The organism is Enterobacter cloacae complex sp. P24RS, from assembly GCF_014982165.1.
GTDB lineage: Bacteria > Pseudomonadota > Gammaproteobacteria > Enterobacterales > Enterobacteriaceae > Enterobacter > Enterobacter quasihormaechei.
In genome coordinates this window covers 114,276-132,334 of record NZ_JADCKU010000002.1, presented here as the reverse complement: position 1 = coordinate 132,334, position 18,059 = coordinate 114,276, and the positions used below count along the sequence as shown (strand labels likewise).

At 56.6% G+C, this 18,059-nt stretch carries 16 protein-coding genes; all 16 read left to right on the top strand.

The genetic code is table 11. From position 1 onward, the window contains the following. Positions 1 to 103: 103 nt before the first annotated feature. The 16 genes from mraZ to lpxC all read left to right on the top strand — a co-directional run bounded on the left by mraZ (position 104) and on the right by lpxC (position 17,952). Positions 104 to 562, top strand: a complete 459-nt coding sequence (mraZ, locus tag INF58_RS01475; protein WP_014830641.1) for a division/cell wall cluster transcriptional repressor MraZ — start codon at positions 104 to 106, stop codon at positions 560 to 562. A gap of 2 nt (positions 563 to 564) precedes the next feature. Further along, on the top strand, positions 565 to 1,506 hold the full coding sequence (rsmH, locus tag INF58_RS01470) for a 16S rRNA (cytosine(1402)-N(4))-methyltransferase RsmH (RefSeq protein ID WP_107534689.1): 942 nt from the start codon (positions 565 to 567) through the stop codon (positions 1,504 to 1,506). After that, positions 1,503 to 1,868, top strand: a complete 366-nt coding sequence (gene ftsL / locus INF58_RS01465) for a cell division protein FtsL (RefSeq protein WP_063450662.1) — start codon at positions 1,503 to 1,505, stop codon at positions 1,866 to 1,868. Before rsmH ends, ftsL begins: the two co-directional genes overlap by 4 nt. 15 nt (positions 1,869 to 1,883) lie before the next feature. Continuing rightward, positions 1,884 to 3,650, top strand: coding sequence for a peptidoglycan glycosyltransferase FtsI (gene ftsI / locus INF58_RS01460; RefSeq protein WP_063450661.1), 1,767 nt, complete (start codon positions 1,884 to 1,886; stop codon positions 3,648 to 3,650). Then, positions 3,637 to 5,124, top strand: coding sequence for a UDP-N-acetylmuramoyl-L-alanyl-D-glutamate--2,6-diaminopimelate ligase (murE, locus tag INF58_RS01455; protein WP_193526850.1), 1,488 nt, complete (start codon positions 3,637 to 3,639; stop codon positions 5,122 to 5,124). Before ftsI ends, murE begins: the two co-directional genes overlap by 14 nt. Next, entirely contained in the window at positions 5,121 to 6,479 is a 1,359-nt protein-coding gene (murF, locus tag INF58_RS01450) for a UDP-N-acetylmuramoyl-tripeptide--D-alanyl-D-alanine ligase (RefSeq protein WP_193526849.1), read from the top strand. Before murE ends, murF begins: the two co-directional genes overlap by 4 nt. Beyond that, on the top strand, positions 6,473 to 7,555 hold the full coding sequence (gene mraY, locus INF58_RS01445) for a phospho-N-acetylmuramoyl-pentapeptide-transferase (RefSeq protein ID WP_003856353.1): 1,083 nt from the start codon (positions 6,473 to 6,475) through the stop codon (positions 7,553 to 7,555). Before murF ends, mraY begins: the two co-directional genes overlap by 7 nt. 2 nt (positions 7,556 to 7,557) lie before the next feature. Next, positions 7,558 to 8,874 (top strand): UDP-N-acetylmuramoyl-L-alanine--D-glutamate ligase, encoded by a 1,317-nt coding sequence (gene murD / locus INF58_RS01440; RefSeq protein ID WP_063450658.1) that lies wholly within the window; start codon positions 7,558 to 7,560, stop codon positions 8,872 to 8,874. Continuing rightward, on the top strand, positions 8,874 to 10,118 hold the full coding sequence (ftsW, locus tag INF58_RS01435; RefSeq protein WP_063450657.1) for a cell division protein FtsW: 1,245 nt from the start codon (positions 8,874 to 8,876) through the stop codon (positions 10,116 to 10,118). Before murD ends, ftsW begins: the two co-directional genes overlap by 1 nt. Further along, positions 10,115 to 11,179 (top strand): undecaprenyldiphospho-muramoylpentapeptide beta-N-acetylglucosaminyltransferase, encoded by a 1,065-nt coding sequence (gene murG, locus INF58_RS01430; RefSeq protein ID WP_193526848.1) that lies wholly within the window; start codon positions 10,115 to 10,117, stop codon positions 11,177 to 11,179. The genes ftsW and murG overlap by 4 nt, the downstream gene beginning before the upstream one ends. A 59-nt stretch (positions 11,180 to 11,238) precedes the next feature. Next, positions 11,239 to 12,714: a UDP-N-acetylmuramate--L-alanine ligase gene (gene murC / locus INF58_RS01425; RefSeq protein WP_063450655.1), complete on the top strand. Its 1,476-nt coding sequence runs from the start codon at positions 11,239 to 11,241 to the stop codon at positions 12,712 to 12,714. Next, positions 12,707 to 13,627: a D-alanine--D-alanine ligase gene (locus INF58_RS01420; protein ID WP_193526847.1), complete on the top strand. Its 921-nt coding sequence runs from the start codon at positions 12,707 to 12,709 to the stop codon at positions 13,625 to 13,627. The genes murC and INF58_RS01420 overlap by 8 nt, the downstream gene beginning before the upstream one ends. A gap of 1 nt (position 13,628) precedes the next feature. Further along, the gene (gene ftsQ / locus INF58_RS01415; RefSeq protein WP_063450653.1) at positions 13,629 to 14,468 is read left to right on the top strand and encodes a cell division protein FtsQ; all 840 of its coding nucleotides are present in this window, start codon (positions 13,629 to 13,631) and stop codon (positions 14,466 to 14,468) included. Then, positions 14,465 to 15,721: a cell division protein FtsA gene (gene ftsA / locus INF58_RS01410; protein ID WP_003856340.1), complete on the top strand. Its 1,257-nt coding sequence runs from the start codon at positions 14,465 to 14,467 to the stop codon at positions 15,719 to 15,721. Before ftsQ ends, ftsA begins: the two co-directional genes overlap by 4 nt. Before the next feature lie 60 nt (positions 15,722 to 15,781). Continuing rightward, positions 15,782 to 16,933, top strand: a complete 1,152-nt coding sequence (gene ftsZ, locus INF58_RS01405; protein ID WP_003856338.1) for a cell division protein FtsZ — start codon at positions 15,782 to 15,784, stop codon at positions 16,931 to 16,933. Between the two features lie 101 nt (positions 16,934 to 17,034). After that, the gene (gene lpxC / locus INF58_RS01400) at positions 17,035 to 17,952 is read left to right on the top strand and encodes a UDP-3-O-acyl-N-acetylglucosamine deacetylase (RefSeq protein ID WP_006810110.1); all 918 of its coding nucleotides are present in this window, start codon (positions 17,035 to 17,037) and stop codon (positions 17,950 to 17,952) included. The last annotated feature ends 107 nt before the right edge of the window (positions 17,953 to 18,059 follow it).

Sequence of the window (18,059 nt, the reverse complement as noted above, 5' to 3'; positions counted from 1 at the left end):
CCGGTATAGAGAGAGTCCTGGCTTGACAAGCTTTTCCCTCGCTCCGTAAACTCCTTCAGGTGGGAATTTGTGGGTTAAAGTGGTGAGGAGGGGTGAGGCTGGCATGTTCCGTGGAGCAACGTTAGTCAATCTCGACAGCAAAGGGCGTTTATCGGTACCAACCCGATACCGCGACCAGCTGATTGAGAACGCTTCGGGTCAACTGGTTTGCACCATTGACATCAACTCCCCCTGCCTGCTGCTTTACCCTTTGCCTGAATGGGAAATCATTGAGCAAAAGCTGTCGCGACTGTCGAGCATGAACCCGCAGGAACGCCGCGTGCAGCGGCTGTTATTGGGTCATGCCAGTGAATGTCAGATGGATAGCGCCGGGCGATTATTGATTGCGCCGGTGTTGCGGCAACATGCCGGTCTGACAAAAGAAGTGATGCTGGTCGGGCAGTTCAACAAGTTTGAACTGTGGGACGAAACGACCTGGTATCAACAGGTCAAGGAAGATATCGACGCTGAGCAATCTGATTCCGCAACATTGTCGGAACGGTTGCAGGACTTGTCACTATAAATATGATGGAAAATTATAAACATACAACGGTGCTGCTGGACGAGGCCGTTAACGGCCTGAATATTCGTCCGGACGGCATCTATATCGATGGCACTTTTGGTCGCGGTGGTCACTCGCGTTTGATCCTCTCTCAGCTTGGAGCGGAAGGACGCCTGCTGGCAATTGACCGCGATCCGCAGGCGATTGCCGTTGCGCAAACCATCGATGACCCTCGCTTTTCCATCGTGCATGGACCTTTCTCTGCGCTTGCGGATTATGTTGCCGAGCGCGACCTGACCGGCAAAATCGACGGGATCCTCCTCGATCTTGGCGTCTCTTCACCACAGCTTGATGATGCAGAACGCGGCTTCTCCTTTATGCGCGACGGTCCGCTGGATATGCGTATGGACCCCACCCGCGGTCAGTCTGCCGCCGAGTGGTTACAAACCGCCGACGAAGCGGATATCGCTTGGGTGATTAAAACCTTCGGCGAAGAGCGTTTTGGCAAACGTATCGCGCGCGCCATCGTTGAGCGCAACCGTATTGAGCCTATGACTCGCACCAAAGAGCTGGCAGAAGTCATCGCGGCGGCAACGCCGGTGAAGGATAAGCACAAACATCCTGCGACCCGTACCTTCCAGGCGGTTCGCATCTGGGTAAACAGTGAACTGGAGGAAATAGAGCTGGCGCTAAAAAGCTCGCTCGACGTGCTGGCCCCGGGTGGGCGGTTATCCATCATCAGCTTCCATTCACTGGAAGATCGCATCGTGAAGCGCTTTATGCGTGAACAGAGCCGCGGTCCACAGGTTCCAGCGGGGCTGCCGATGACGGAAGAACAACTCAGGAAACTGGGCGGCCGTCAGTTGCGAGCATTAGGCAAGTTGATGCCGGGCGAAGAAGAGGTGGCAGAGAATCCACGTGCCCGTAGTTCAGTGCTGCGCATTGCAGAGAGGACGAACGCATGATCGGCAGAGTGACAGAGACCCTAAGCAAAGTTAAGGGATCGTTAGGAAGCAACGAGCGCCATGCCTTGCCTGGCGTGATCGGCGACGATCTTTTGCGGTTTGGGAAGCTGCCACTCTGCTTGTTCATTTGCATCATTGTGACGGCAATCATGGTGGTCACTACCGCGCACCATACCCGTTTATTGACTGCGCAGCGCGAGCAGATGGTGCTGGAACGCGATGCGCTGGATATTGAATGGCGAAACCTGATCCTTGAAGAAAATGCGCTCGGCGATCACAGCCGGGTTGAACGGATCGCAACGGAAAAGCTGCAATTGCAGCATGTTGATCCTTCGCAGGAAAATATCGTAGTACAAAAATAAGGGAAAACGCGACGCATGAAAGCAGCGGCAAAAACGCTAAAACCAAAACGTCAGGAAGAACAGGCCAACTTTGTCAGTTGGCGTTTTGCGTTGCTTTGCGGCTGCATTTTACTGGCGCTGGGTTTCCTGCTGGGCCGCGTGGCGTGGCTGCAAATCATCGCCCCCGACATGCTGGTACGTCAGGGTGATATGCGTTCTCTGCGCGTACAGGAAGTCTCTACCTCTCGTGGGATGATCACCGACCGCTCCGGCCGTCCGCTGGCGGTAAGCGTGCCGGTGAAGGCGATCTGGGCCGATCCGAAGGAACTGCACGACGCCGGCGGGATCTCGCTGGATAACCGCTGGAAGGCGCTCGCAGACGCGTTAAAAATGCCGCTGGACCAGCTGGCTTCCCGCGTGAATGCCAACCCGAAAGGGCGCTTTATCTATCTGGCCCGTCAGGTAAACCCTGATATGGCTGACTATATTAAAAAGCTGAAGCTGCCGGGCATTCATCTTCGTGAAGAATCCCGCCGCTACTATCCTTCCGGCGAAGTAACCGCTCACCTCATTGGCTTCACTAACGTCGACAGCCAGGGGATCGAGGGCGTTGAAAAAAGCTTCGATAAATGGCTGACCGGCCAGCCTGGCGAGCGAATCGTACGTAAAGACCGCTATGGCCGCGTCATTGAAGACATTTCCTCAACAGACAGCCAGGCCGCGCACAACCTCGCTCTGAGTATTGATGAGCGCTTGCAGGCGCTGGTCTACCGCGAGCTGAACAACGCCGTGGCGTTTAACAAGGCGGAATCGGGCAGTGCCGTGCTGGTGGATGTGGCGACAGGTGAAGTGCTGGCGATGGCCAGTAGCCCTTCATACAATCCAAATAATTTTGCCGGTACAGCAAAGGATGCGATGCGTAACCGCTCAATCACCGATGTGTTTGAACCCGGCTCAACCGTAAAACCGATGGTGGTGATGACGGCTCTACAACGAGGCATCGTCAACGAAAATACCGTTCTGAATACGATCCCTTACCGAATTAACGGTCACGAAATCAAAGACGTGGCGCGGTACAGCGAACTGACCCTGACCGGGGTCTTACAGAAGTCGAGTAACGTCGGTGTGTCAAAGCTGGCGTTAGCGATGCCGTCCTCAGCGTTAGTAGATACTTACTCACGTTTTGGGCTGGGAAAGGCGACCAATTTGGGGTTGGTCGGAGAACGCAGTGGCTTATATCCTCAAAAACAACGGTGGTCTGACATAGAGAGGGCCACCTTCTCTTTCGGCTACGGGCTAATGGTAACCCCGTTACAGTTAGCGCGAGTCTACGCAACGATTGGCAGCTATGGCATTTATCGCCCGCTGTCGATCACCAAAGTTGATCCACCGGTTCCGGGTGAGCGTGTTTTCCCTGAATCTATCGTGCGTACCGTTGTGCATATGATGGAAAGCGTTGCGCTGCCTGGCGGTGGCGGCGTGAAGGCCGCGATTAAGGGCTATCGTATCGCCATTAAAACCGGTACGGCTAAAAAAGTGGGGCCGGACGGCCGCTATATCAACAAATACATTGCCTATACCGCAGGCGTAGCGCCTGCAAGCAATCCGCGTTTTGCGCTGGTGGTTGTCATTAACGATCCGCAGGCGGGTAAGTACTACGGCGGCGCCGTCTCCGCGCCTGTATTCGGGGCTATTATGGGCGGCGTGTTGCGCACCATGAATATTGAACCGGATGCGCTGGCGACGGGCGAAAAAAGTGAATTTGTAATTAATCAAGGCGAGGGAACAGGTGGCAGATCGTAATTTGCGCGACCTTCTTGCTCCGTGGGTGCCAATGCTACCTGCGCGAGCACTGCGAGAGATGGTACTGGACAGCCGCGTAGCGGCTGCTGGCGATCTTTTTGTGGCAGTGTTAGGTCATCAGGCGGACGGGCGTCGTTATATCCCGCAGGCGATTGCGCAAGGTGTTGCTGCCGTTATTGCAGAGGCCAAAGATGAGGCAACAGACGGTGAGATCCGTGAAATGCACGGCGTGCCGGTCATCTATCTCAGCCAGCTGAATGAGCGTCTCTCCGCGCTGGCAGGACGTTTTTACCACGAACCTTCCGACCAGTTAAAGCTGGTTGGCGTGACCGGAACCAACGGAAAAACCACCACAACCCAGCTGATGGCGCAGTGGGCACAGCTGCTGGGCGAAACCGGCGCCGTCATGGGCACGGTGGGGAACGGTCTTCTGGGCAAAGTCAGCCCGACGGAAAACACCACCGGCTCGGCGGTTGACGTGCAGCGTGTGCTGGCGGGCCTTGCAGAGCAGGGGGCGACCTTTGCCGCGATGGAAGTCTCTTCCCATGGCCTGGTACAGCATCGCGTGGCGGCGCTGAAATTTGCCGCCTCCGTCTTTACCAACCTGAGCCGCGATCACCTTGATTATCACGGTGATATGGAACACTACGAAGCGGCGAAATGGCTGCTCTATTCCACTCACCACCACGGACAGGCGATCATTAACGCCGACGACGAAGTCGGTCGCCGCTGGCTGGAAAAACTGCCGGATGCGGTAGCGGTGTCGATGGAAGATCATATTAACCCTAACTGCCGTGGCCGCTGGCTGAAGGCGGTCGAGGTGAACTACCACGATAGCGGGGCGACGATCCGCTTTGCTTCCACCTGGGGCGACGGTGAGATCGAAAGCCGCCTGATGGGGGCCTTTAACGTCAGCAACCTTCTGCTGGCGCTGGCGACGCTGCTGGCGCTGGGGTACCCGATGGCGGATCTGCTGAAAACGGCTGAGCGTCTGCAACCGGTTTGTGGCCGAATGGAAGTGTTCAGCGCGCCGGGCAAGCCGACGGTGGTGGTGGATTACGCCCACACGCCGGACGCGCTGGAAAAAGCGCTGGAAGCGGCGCGTTTGCACTGCGCAGGCAAGCTCTGGTGCGTATTTGGCTGCGGCGGCGATCGCGACAAGGGCAAACGACCGCTGATGGGCGCGATTGCCGAGCAGTTCGCGGATATTCCGGTGGTGACCGATGACAACCCGCGTACCGAAGAGCCGCGTGCCATTATCAACGACATTCTGGCCGGCATGCTGGATGCGGGCCGCGCGCGCGTGGTCGAAGGCCGTGCGGAGGCCGTGACTAACGCCATTATGCAGGCGCAGGAGAATGATGTGGTTCTGCTGGCCGGTAAGGGTCATGAAGATTATCAGATAGTCGGCAATCGTCGTCTGGATTACTCGGATCGCGTGACGGCAGCGCGTCTGCTGGGAGTGGTGGCATGATTAGCATTACCTTAAGCCAGGCCGCTGCGGTATTGCAGGGGGCACTGCATGGTCAGGATCTGACCATCGAGGCCGTGACCACCGACACCCGTAAAGTGACTGCGGGCTGCCTGTTTGTGGCGCTGAAGGGCGAGCGTTTTGACGCCCACGATTTTGCACAGCAGGCCAAAGATAACGGGGCCGGCGCGCTGCTGGTCAGCCGCAAGCTCGATATCGATCTGCCGCAGATTGTGGTGAAAGATACGCGCCTGGCGTTTGGCGAGCTGGCGGCATGGGTTCGCCAGCAGGTGCCGACCCGCGTAGTGGCGCTGACGGGCTCGTCGGGAAAAACCTCCGTTAAGGAGATGACGGCGGCCATCCTCAGCCAGTGCGGCAACACGCTTTATACGGCGGGCAACCTTAATAACGACATCGGCGTGCCGATGACGCTGCTGCGCCTGAGCAAAGAGCATGAATATGCGGTGATTGAGTTAGGGGCTAACCATCAGGGCGAAATCGCCTGGACCGTGAGCCTGACGCGTCCGGAAGCGGCGCTGGTGAATAACCTGGCGGCGGCACATCTTGAAGGTTTTGGTTCGCTGCAAGGCGTGGCGAAAGCGAAAGGTGAAATCTATACCGGCCTGCCGGATGACGGCATCGCCATCATGAATGCCGATAACAACGACTGGCTGAACTGGCAGAACATCATCGGTTCACGCAAGACCTGGCGCTTCTCGCCAAACGCGGCAAACAGAGATTTTTCGGCGACCAACATTCATGTGACGTCACACGGTACTGAGTTCACCCTCTCTACCCCAACGGGCGACATTGACGTGCTGCTCCCGCTGCCGGGTCGTCATAACATCGCCAACGCGCTTGCCGCGGCAGCGCTGTCGATGGCGGTAGGTGCTTCACACGATGCGATCAAAGCAGGTCTGGCAAACTTAAAGGCCGTGCCGGGACGTCTGTTCCCGATTCAGTTGGCTGAAAACAAACTGCTGCTGGATGACTCCTACAACGCCAACGTCGGCTCCATGACGGCGGCCGTGCAGGTACTGTCTGAAATGCCGGGCTATCGGGTGATGGTTGTGGGCGATATGGCCGAGCTGGGTGATGAAAGCGAAGCCTGCCATATTCAGGTTGGCGAAGCGGCGAAAGCGGCAGGACTTGACCGAGTACTGAGCGCCGGCACGCTGAGCAAGGCTATTTCTGATGCCAGTGAAGTTGGCGAACATTTTGCCGATAAATCTGCACTGATTGAACGCCTGAAGGCGCTGATTGCAGAAAAACAAATTGTGACTGTTTTAGTTAAAGGTTCACGTAGTGCCGCCATGGAAGAGGTTGTGCACGCATTACAGGAGAACGGGACATGTTAGTTTGGCTGGCCGAACATTTGGTCAAATATTATTCAGGCTTTAACGTCTTTTCCTATCTGACGTTTCGCGCCATCGTCAGCCTGCTGACTGCGCTGTTCATCTCGCTGTGGATGGGCCCGCGCATGATTGCCCGTCTGCAAAAACTCTCTTTCGGCCAGGTTGTGCGTAACGACGGTCCGGAATCGCATTTCAGCAAGCGCGGTACGCCGACCATGGGCGGGATCATGATCCTGACCGCGATTGTGGTGTCCGTTCTGCTGTGGGCATATCCGTCTAACCCGTACGTCTGGTGCGTGCTGACGGTTCTGGTTGGCTACGGGATCATCGGCTTTGTGGATGACTACCGCAAAGTCGTGCGTAAAGACACCAAAGGCCTGATTGCCCGCTGGAAGTATTTCTGGATGTCGGTGATTGCGCTGGGCGTGGCGTTCGCGCTGTACCTGGCGGGTAAAGACACCCCGGCCACCGAGTTGGTGGTGCCGTTCTTCAAAGACGTGATGCCGCAGCTGGGGCTGTTCTACATCCTGCTGGCCTATTTTGTCATCGTCGGCACCGGTAACGCCGTCAACCTGACCGATGGTCTGGATGGCCTGGCCATCATGCCAACCGTTTTTGTCGCCGGCGGTTTCGCGCTGGTAGCGTGGGCGACCGGTAACATGAACTTTGCTAACTACCTGCACATTCCATACCTGCGTCACGCGGGTGAGCTGGTGATCGTCTGTACGGCGATTGTCGGGGCGGGTCTCGGCTTCCTGTGGTTCAACACCTATCCGGCGCAGGTCTTTATGGGCGACGTCGGTTCGCTGGCGCTGGGCGGCGCGCTGGGCATTATCGCCGTGCTGCTGCGTCAGGAGTTCCTGCTGGTGATCATGGGCGGTGTGTTTGTGGTTGAGACCCTGTCGGTGATTTTGCAGGTCGGTTCCTTCAAGCTGCGCGGTCAGCGCATCTTCCGTATGGCACCGATTCACCACCACTATGAACTGAAAGGCTGGCCGGAGCCGCGCGTCATTGTGCGCTTCTGGATTATTTCGCTGATGCTGGTGCTGATTGGCCTGGCAACGCTGAAGGTACGTTAATCATGGCAGATTACCAGGGCAAAAAAGTCGTTATCATCGGGTTGGGCCTGACCGGGCTCTCCTGCGTGGACTTTTTCCTTGCGCGTGGCGTGACGCCGCGCGTGATGGATACGCGCGTCTCTCCGCCGGGTCTGGACAAGCTGCCGGAGCAGGTTGAACGCCACCTGGGTGGTCTGAATGATGAGTGGCTGCTGGCCGCGGATCTGATTGTTGCCAGCCCGGGCATGGCGCTGGCGCACCCTTCGCTGAGCGCTGCGGCGGATGCCGGGGTTGAGATCGTTGGCGATATCGAACTGTTCTGCCGGGAGGCGCAGGCCCCGATCGTTGCCATTACCGGTTCAAACGGTAAAAGCACCGTCACCACGCTGGTGGGTGAGATGGCGAAAGCGGCGGGTAAAAATGTCGGCGTGGGCGGTAACATTGGTCTGCCCGCGTTGATGCTGCTCGATAAAGGGTGTGAGCTGTTTGTACTGGAGCTTTCCAGTTTCCAGCTGGAAACTACCTCAAGTCTGCATGCAGCGGCGGCGACGATCCTTAACGTCACCGAAGATCATATGGACCGCTACCCGTTCGGCTTGCAGCAGTACCGCGCGGCCAAGCTGCGCGTCTATGAAAATGCCAACGTTTGCGTGGTGAACGCCGATGATGCGCTCACCATGCCGGTGCGCGGCGCGGACGATCGCTGCATTAGCTTCGGTATTAACATGGGTGACTATCACCTCAACCGTCAGCAGGGCGAAACCTGGCTGCGGGTGAAAGGTGAGAAGGTGCTGAACGTGAAAGAGATGATACTTTCCGGCCAGCATAACTACACCAATGCCCTGGCGGCGCTGGCGCTTGCGGATGCCGTTGGCCTGCCGCGATCGTCCAGCCTGAAAGCGCTGACCACCTTTACCGGCCTGGCGCACCGTTTCCAGCTGGCGCTGGAGCATAACGGCGTGCGCTGGATTAATGATTCCAAAGCCACCAACGTAGGCAGCACCGAGGCCGCGCTGAACGGCCTGCACGTTGACGGCACGCTGCACCTGCTGCTGGGCGGCGATGGTAAATCGGCCGACTTCTCCTCGCTGAAGCCGTATCTCGGCGGCGATAACGTGCGCCTGTACTGCTTTGGCCGCGACGGTCGCGAGCTGGCGGCGCTGCGTCCTGAGGTTGCCGAGCAAACCGAGACCATGGAGCAGGCGATGCGCCTTATTGCCCCGCGCGTGAAGCCCGGCGATATGGTGCTGCTGTCGCCTGCCTGCGCCAGCCTCGACCAATTTAAGAATTTCGAACAGCGGGGCGATCTCTTTACCCGCCTGGCGAAGGAGTTAGGCTGATGCGTTTTTCACTCCCTCGCCTGAGAATGCCGCGCCTGCCAGGATTTGGCATCCTGGTGTGGCTGTTTGAGGCGCTGAAAGGCTGGGTGATGGCTTCCCGGGATAAAGATTCCGACAGCCTGATCATGTATGACCGTATGCTGTTCTGGCTCACGCTGGGGCTGGCAGCAATCGGCTTTATCATGGTCACCTCGGCGTCAATGCCCGTTGGACAACGTCTGGCAAACGATCCGTTCCTGTTTGCCAAGCGTGACGGACTGTACATCATTCTGGCGTTCTGCCTGGCGATGATCACCTTACGCCTGCCGATGACGTTCTGGCAGCGGCACAGTACGGCCATGCTGATTGCGTCGATTATTATGCTGCTGATTGTACTGGTAGTCGGGAGCTCCGTTAACGGGGCATCGCGCTGGATCGCCTTTGGTCCACTGCGTATTCAGCCTGCGGAGTTCACCAAGCTCTCTCTGTTCTGCTACCTGGCGAACTACCTGGTGCGTAAAGTTGACGAGGTTCGTAACAATCTGCGCGGCTTCTTAAAACCGATGGGCGTGATTCTGGTGCTCGCGATCCTGCTGCTGGCGCAGCCCGACCTCGGTACGGTAGTCGTACTGTTTGTCACAACGCTGGCGATGCTGTTCCTGGCGGGCGCAAAGCTGTGGCAGTTCATCGCCATTATCGGAATGGGGATCTCGGCGGTTGTGCTGCTGATCCTGGCCGAGCCATACCGTATCCGCCGCGTAACCTCGTTCTGGAACCCGTGGGAAGATCCGTTCGGCAGCGGCTATCAGCTGACGCAGTCGCTGATGGCGTTTGGTCGCGGCGAAGTCTGGGGGCAAGGCCTGGGCAACTCGGTGCAAAAACTGGAGTATTTACCGGAGGCGCACACCGACTTCATCTTCTCCATTATTGGGGAAGAACTGGGTTATATCGGTGTGGTATTGGCGCTATTAATGGTATTCTTCGTCGCTTTCCGCGCCATGTCGATTGGCCGTAAAGCGCTGGAGATCGATCACCGCTTCTCCGGTTTTCTGGCCTGCTCAATTGGCATCTGGTTTAGCTTCCAGGCGCTGGTAAACGTTGGGGCCGCAGCGGGTATGCTGCCAACCAAAGGCCTGACGCTGCCGCTGATCAGTTATGGTGGTTCGAGTCTGTTGATCATGTCGACGGCCATCATGTTTTTGTTACGCATAGATTATGAAACGCGTCTGGAGAAAGCCCAGGCGTTTACACGAGGTTCACGATGAATCAACCGAAGCGGTTAATGGTGATGGCAGGCGGTACCGGCGGACACGTGTTCCCGGGGCTGGCGGTTGCGCACCATTTAATGGATCAGGGCTGGCAGGTACGCTGGCTGGGAACCGCAGACCGCATGGAAGCCGACCTGGTACCGAAGCACGGTATCGAGATCGACTTTATTCGTATTTCCGGCCTTCGTGGCAAAGGGATTAAGGCGCTGCTGCTGGCCCCGGTGCGTATTTTCAACGCCTGGCGTCAGGCGCGCGCCATTATGAAGCGTTTTAAGCCTGACGTCGTACTGGGTATGGGCGGTTACGTTTCCGGTCCTGGTGGGCTGGCGGCGTGGTCACTTGGGATCCCCGTTGTTCTGCACGAGCAGAACGGTATTGCCGGTTTGACCAACAAATGGCTGGCGAAAATTGCCACCAAAGTGATGCAGGCCTTCCCTGGGGCATTCCCGAAAGCAGATGTCGTAGGGAACCCGGTGCGCGTAGACGTGCTGGCGCTGCCGCTGCCGGACGTGCGTCTGGCCGGTCGCGAAGGACCGGTGCGTGTGCTGGTGGTTGGCGGTTCACAGGGCGCACGTATCTTAAACCAGACGATGCCGCAGGTTGCGGCAAAACTGGGTGATGCCGTGACCATCTGGCACCAGAGCGGGAAGGGCGCACAGCAGACCGTTGAGCAGGCCTACGCGACAGAAGGTCAGCCGCAGCATAAGGTCACTGAATTTATTGATGACATGGCCGCAGCCTATGCCTGGGCCGATGTCGTGGTCTGTCGTTCGGGCGCGCTGACGGTGAGCGAAATCGCTGCCGCCGGCCTGCCTGCGCTGTTCGTGCCGTTCCAGCACAAAGACAGACAGCAGTACTGGAATGCGCTGCCGCTGGAGAAAGCGGGCGCGGCGAAAATTTTTGAGCAGCCACAATTTACCGCTGAGGCGGTCGCCACTACCCTGGCGGGCTGGAACCGGGATGTATTACTGGAGATGGCGCAACGCGCGCGCGCGACCGCTATCCCGGATGCAACGGAACGGGTGGCAAAAGAAGTGAGCCTGGCAGCCCAGGCATAATTCTCGCAGCGCGTGTTGCGCTGCACGATTTTTTTGAAGTAGTCGATGGCGTTTAGAGAATGAATACACAACAACTGGCAAAACTGCGTTCTATCGTGCCCGAGATGCGTCGCGTCCGGCACATTCACTTTGTCGGCATCGGTGGTGCTGGCATGGGCGGTATTGCCGAAGTGTTAGCTAACGAAGGCTATCAGATCAGCGGGTCTGACCTGGCGCCAAACCCTGTTACGCAGCAGCTGGCGTCGCTTGGGGCGACTATCTATTTCAATCATCGCCCGGAAAACGTGAGCGATGCGAGCGTGGTGGTGGTATCCAGCGCCATCTCCGCCGATAACCCGGAAATCGTTGCCGCGCATGAGGCGCGCATTCCGGTGATCCGTCGCGCGGAAATGCTGGCGGAACTGATGCGTTTCCGTCACGGCATTGCAGTGGCCGGTACGCATGGCAAAACCACTACCACGGCGATGGTTTCCAGCATTTATGCGGAAGCGGGTCTCGATCCGACGTTCGTCAACGGTGGTCTGGTGAAAGCCGCTGGCGTACATGCGCGTCTGGGTCACAGCCGTTATCTGATTGCGGAAGCGGATGAGAGCGACGCGTCGTTCCTGCACCTGCAACCCATGGTGGCGATCGTCACCAATATCGAAGCTGACCATATGGATACCTACCAGGGTGACTTCGAGAACTTAAAGCAAACCTTTATTAATTTCCTGCACAATCTGCCGTTTTATGGCCGTGCGGTAATGTGCGTGGACGATCCGGTGATCCGCGAGCTGCTGCCGCGCGTCGGGCGTCAAATCACCACCTATGGTTTCAGCGAAGACGCTGACGTACGCGTAGAAGATTACAAGCAGATTGGTGCGCAGGGGCATTTCACCCTGGCACGTCAGGACAAAGACCTGCTGCGTGTCACCCTGAACGCGCCGGGGCGCCACAACGCCCTGAATGCGGCTGCGGCCGTAGCGGTTGCGACAGAAGAAGGCATTGACGATGAGGCGATCCTGCGCGCGCTGGAAAGCTTCCAGGGAACGGGCCGTCGCTTCGACTTCCTCGGTGAATTCCCACTGGAGCCGGTAAATGGTAAGCCAGGTTCTGCGATGCTGGTAGACGACTACGGTCACCATCCGACCGAAGTGGACGCCACCATCAAAGCGGCACGCGCGGGTTGGCCAGAAAAGAATCTGGTTATGATCTTCCAGCCGCACCGTTACACGCGTACCCGCGATCTGTACGACGATTTTGCCAACGTGCTTTCGCAGGTCGATACCCTGCTGATGCTGGACGTTTATGCCGCAGGCGAAAATCCGATTCCGGGCGCGGATAGTCGTTCTTTATGTCGTACCATCCGTGGACGAGGTAAAGTGGATCCTATTCTGGTTCCCGACCCGGCACAGGTGGCAGAAATGCTTGCCCCGGTCCTGACAGGCAACGATCTGATCCTGATTCAGGGTGCGGGAAATATCGGCAAAATCGCCCGTACCTTAGCTGAAATCAAACTGAAGCCGCAAACTCAGGAGGACGAGCGTCATGGCTGATAAGATTGCTGTCCTGTTTGGCGGCACCTCCGCCGAACGCGAGGTATCTCTGAATTCGGGCGCTGCCGTGCTGGCGGGCCTGCGTGAAGGGGGCGTCGACGCGCACCCGGTTGATCCGAAAGACGTAGACGTTACGCAGTTGAAAGCGATGGGCTTCGATAAAGCCTTCATCGCGTTGCACGGTCGCGGCGGTGAAGACGGCACGTTACAGGGGCTGCTGGAGCTTATCGGTATGCCGTATACCGGCAGCGGCGTGATGGCATCTGCCATCTCCATGGATAAACTGCGCAGCAAACTGCTGTGGCAGGGCGCCGGCCTGCCCGTTGCGCCATGGGTTGCACTGACGCGTCGCGAATATGAATTAGGCCTGTCGGACAACATTAATACACACATTGCCGCGCTGGGCTTACCGGTTATTGTCAAGCCGAGCCGCGAAGGGTCGAGCGTGGGAATGTCCAAAGTGGATAAAGCTGGCGATTTAGCGTCCGCTTTAGCATTGGCATTTCAACACGATGAAGAAGTATTGATTGAAAAATGGCTCAGCGGGCCGGAATTTACCGTCGCGATGCTTGGCGAAGAAATTTTACCGTCAATTCGCATCCAACCCGCGGGAGTCTTCTATGATTATGAGGCGAAGTATCTCTCTGATGAGACGCAATATTTCTGTCCTGGTGGCCTTGAAGCAGAACGTGAAGCCGAATTACAGTCTCTGGTGCTTAAAGCCTGGAATGTTCTCGGATGCCGTGGCTGGGGACGCATCGACGTGATGCTCGACGGTGACGGGCAATTTTATCTGCTGGAAGCAAACACGTCTCCGGGTATGACCAGCCATAGCCTTGTGCCAATGGCGGCGCGTCAGGCAGGAATGAGTTTCTCGCAGTTAGTCGTACGTATTCTGGACCAGGCGGGCTGATATGTCTCAGGCTGCATTGAACACGCGCAACCGCGAGGAAGAAGAATACACTTCTTCGCGCCGGAGTAATGGTACGCGTCTTGCAGGTATCATCTTCCTGCTCGGAGTGCTGTGCACCGTGTTTATCAGCGGCTGGATGGTGCTGGGCTGGATGGAAGACGCGCAGCGGTTGCCGCTGTCGAAGCTGGTGGTGACCGGGGAACGTCACTACACGCGTAACGATGACATTCGCCAGTCTATTCTGGCACTAGGGTCGCCTGGCACCTTTATGACGCAGGACGTCAACATTATCCAGAGTCAGATTGAACGTCTGCCCTGGATTAAACAGGCAAGTGTCAGAAAGCAATGGCCCGATGAATTGAAGATTCATCTGGTTGAATATGTGCCGATTGCGCGTTGGAATGATCAGCATATGGTTGACGTAGACGGAAATTCGTTCAGCGTCCCGAGCGATCGTGTCAACAAGCAGAATTTACCGATGTTGTATGGCCCGGAAGGCAGCGAAAACGAAGTCTTGCAGGGTTTTCGTGAGATGGGGCAGGTGCTGGCTAAGGATCGTTTTGCGTTAAAAGAAGCTGCGATGACGGCGCGCCGCTCCTGGCAGCTGACGCTTACGAACGGCATTAAGCTTAACCTTGGCCGCGGCGACACAATGAAACGTCTGGCGCGTTTTGTAGAACTTTACCCGGTTTTACAGCAGCAGGCGCAGACGGATGGCAAACGGATAAGCTACGTTGATTTGCGCTATGACTCAGGCGCAGCAGTCGGTTGGGAGCCGGCTCCGGTCGAGGAACCTAATCAGCAACAGAATCAGGCACAGGTACAGGCAGAACAACAATGATCAAGTCGACGGACAGAAAATTGGTAGTAGGACTGGAGATTGGCACCGCGAAGGTTGCCGCTTTAGTAGGGGAAGTTCTGCCCGACGGTATGGTCAATATCATTGGCGTGGGCAGCTGCCCGTCCCGTGGTATGGATAAAGGTGGGGTAAACGACCTTGAGTCGGTGGTGAAATGCGTTCAGCGCGCCATCGACCAGGCTGAATTGATGGCAGATTGCCAGATTTCCTCTGTCTATCTGGCCCTTTCTGGTAAGCACATCAGCTGCCAGAATGAAATCGGTATGGTGCCGATTTCCGAAGAAGAAGTGACGCAGGAAGACGTTGAGAACGTTGTCCACACGGCGAAATCCGTGCGCGTTCGCGACGAGCACCGTGTGCTGCATGTGATTCCGCAGGAATACGCGATCGACTACCAGGAAGGCATCAAGAATCCAGTCGGTCTGTCGGGCGTGCGTATGCAGGCAAAAGTGCACCTGATCACATGTCACAACGATATGGCGAAGAACATTGTAAAAGCCGTTGAACGTTGTGGCCTGAAAGTTGACCAACTTATTTTCGCCGGTCTTGCCGCGAGCTATTCCGTGCTGACCGAAGACGAACGTGAACTGGGCGTCTGTGTGGTGGATATTGGTGGTGGTACAATGGACATGGCTGTCTATACCGGCGGTGCGTTGCGCCACACCAAAGTGATCCCGTACGCCGGGAATGTGGTGACCAGCGATATCGCTTACGCCTTTGGTACGCCACCGAGCGACGCAGAGGCGATTAAAGTGCGCCATGGTTGCGCGCTGGGTTCTATCGTCGGCAAAGACGAAAGCGTTGAAGTGCCGAGCGTAGGTGGGCGACCGCCGCGCAGCCTGCAACGCCAGACCCTGGCAGAGGTGATTGAGCCGCGCTATACCGAGCTGCTTAACCTGGTCAACGAAGAGATTTTGCAGTTACAGGAACAGCTTCGCCAGCAGGGTGTGAAACATCATCTCGCGGCGGGGATTGTATTAACCGGCGGGGCAGCGCAAATTGAAGGTCTTGCGGCCTGCGCTCAGCGCGTGTTCCATACGCAGGTGCGTATCGGTGCGCCGCTGAATATCACCGGTTTAACGGATTATGCTCAGGAGCCGTACTATTCAACGGCGGTGGGCCTGCTGCACTACGGGAAAGAGTCCCATTTAAGTGGTGAAGCAGAGGTGGAAAAACGCGTCTCGGTGGGGTCGTGGGTCAAACGACTTAACACCTGGTTGCGAAAAGAATTTTAATTTTTTAAGAGACCGGAGAGAATTAGCGGTCTCGGGCGACAGGCACAACGGAGAGAAACTATGTTTGAACCAATGGAATTAACCAACGACGCGGTGATTAAAGTCATCGGCGTCGGTGGCGGCGGCGGTAACGCCGTAGAGCATATGGTGCGCGAGCGCATTGAAGGTGTTGAATTCTTCGCGGTGAACACCGATGCACAGGCACTGCGTAAAACGGCTGTTGGCCAGACCATTCAGATCGGTGGTGGCATCACCAAAGGCCTGGGAGCAGGGGCTAACCCGGAAGTGGGCCGTAACGCGGCTGAAGAAGATCGTGAAGCGCTGCGCGCTGCACTGGACGGTGCTGACATGGTCTTCATCGCAGCGGGTATGGGCGGCGGTACAGGTACCGGTGCAGCACCCGTTGTGGCGGAAGTCGCAAAAGATTTAGGTATTCTGACCGTTGCTGTCGTGACCAAGCCTTTCAACTTTGAAGGCAAGAAGCGTATGGCTTTCGCGGAGCAGGGTATCACCGAGCTGTCCAAGCACGTGGACTCTCTGATTACCATCCCGAACGACAAGCTGCTTAAAGTGCTGGGTCGCGGTATTTCTCTGCTGGACGCCTTTGGCGCAGCAAACGACGTGCTGAAAGGCGCGGTTCAGGGTATCGCTGAACTGATTACCCGTCCTGGCCTGATGAACGTTGACTTTGCAGACGTTCGCACCGTGATGTCCGAAATGGGCTACGCGATGATGGGTTCTGGCGTGGCAAGCGGCGAAGACCGTGCGGAAGAAGCGGCTGAAATGGCGATCTCTTCTCCACTGCTGGAAGATATCGACCTGTCCGGTGCGCGCGGCGTGCTGGTCAACATTACCGCTGGCTTTGACCTGCGTCTGGATGAGTTCGAAACCGTGGGTAACACCATCCGTGCGTTCGCCTCTGACAACGCGACCGTGGTAATCGGTACGTCACTTGATCCGGAAATGAACGACGAGCTGCGTGTGACTGTTGTCGCCACCGGTATCGGTATGGACAAGCGTCCTGAGATCACCCTGGTAACCAACAAACAGACTCAGCAGCCGGTGATGGATCGTTACCAGCAGCACGGTATGGCGCCTCTGACTCAGGAGCAAAAACCGGCGGCGAAAGTGGTGAACGACCCGACTCCACAAACGGCAAAAGAGCCAGATTATCTGGACATCCCGGCGTTCCTGCGTAAGCAAGCTGACTAAGAATTGGCTGGAATTTGGGGATTTGCGCTCTTTGTGCTAAACTGGCCCGCCGTTAGTGATATACACTCTCGGTTGGATAGTTAATTTGGCGAGATTATACGATGATCAAACAAAGGACACTTAAACGTATCGTTCAGGCGACGGGTGTCGGTTTACATACCGGCAAGAAAGTCACACTGACGTTACGCCCTGCGCCGGCCAATACCGGGGTCATCTATCGTCGCACCGACTTGAATCCACCGGTAGATTTTCCGGCCGATGCCAAATCTGTGCGTGATACTATGCTCTGTACTTGTCTGGTGAACGAGCATGACGTGCGGATTTCTACCGTAGAGCACCTGAACGCCGCCCTGGCGGGTCTGGGTATCGACAACATTATTGTTGAAGTCGATGCGCCAGAAATCCCGATCATGGACGGGAGTGCTGCTCCGTTCGTTTATTTGCTGCTGGATGCCGGCATCGAAGAACTGAACTGCGCGAAGAAATTTGTTCGCATTAAAGAGACCGTTCGCGTCGAAGATGGCGACAAATGGGCTGAATTCAAACCGTACAATGGTTTCTCGTTGGACTTCACCATCGATTTTAACCACCCGGCGATTGATTCCAGCACCCAGCGCTACGCGATGAACTTCTCTGCGGATGCGTTTATGCGTCAGATCAGCCGAGCGCGTACTTTCGGCTTCATGCGTGATATCGAATATTTGCAGTCCCGCGGCCTGTGCCTGGGCGGCAGCTTCGATTGTGCCATCGTTGTTGACGATTATCGCGTACTGAACGAAGACGGCCTGCGTTTTGAAGATGAATTTGTTCGTCACAAAATGCTGGATGCGATCGGCGACCTCTTCATGTGTGGTCACAATATCATTGGTGCCTTTACCGCGTTTAAATCCGGTCATGCACTGAACAACAAACTGTTGCAGGCAGTCCTGGCAAAACAGGAAGCCTGGGAATATGTGACCTTCGAAGACGAAGCTGAACTGCCGCTGGCGTTCAAAGCACCGACTATGGTCCTGGCGTAACGGTTAAACCCGTTTCGTAAGAAAAGCGACTGGTTCACCTGGTACTCTCTCCGACCAGGGAAGCCAGTCGTTTTTATTTCTGCCTTTCTTTGATTTGCCCCTCTCAC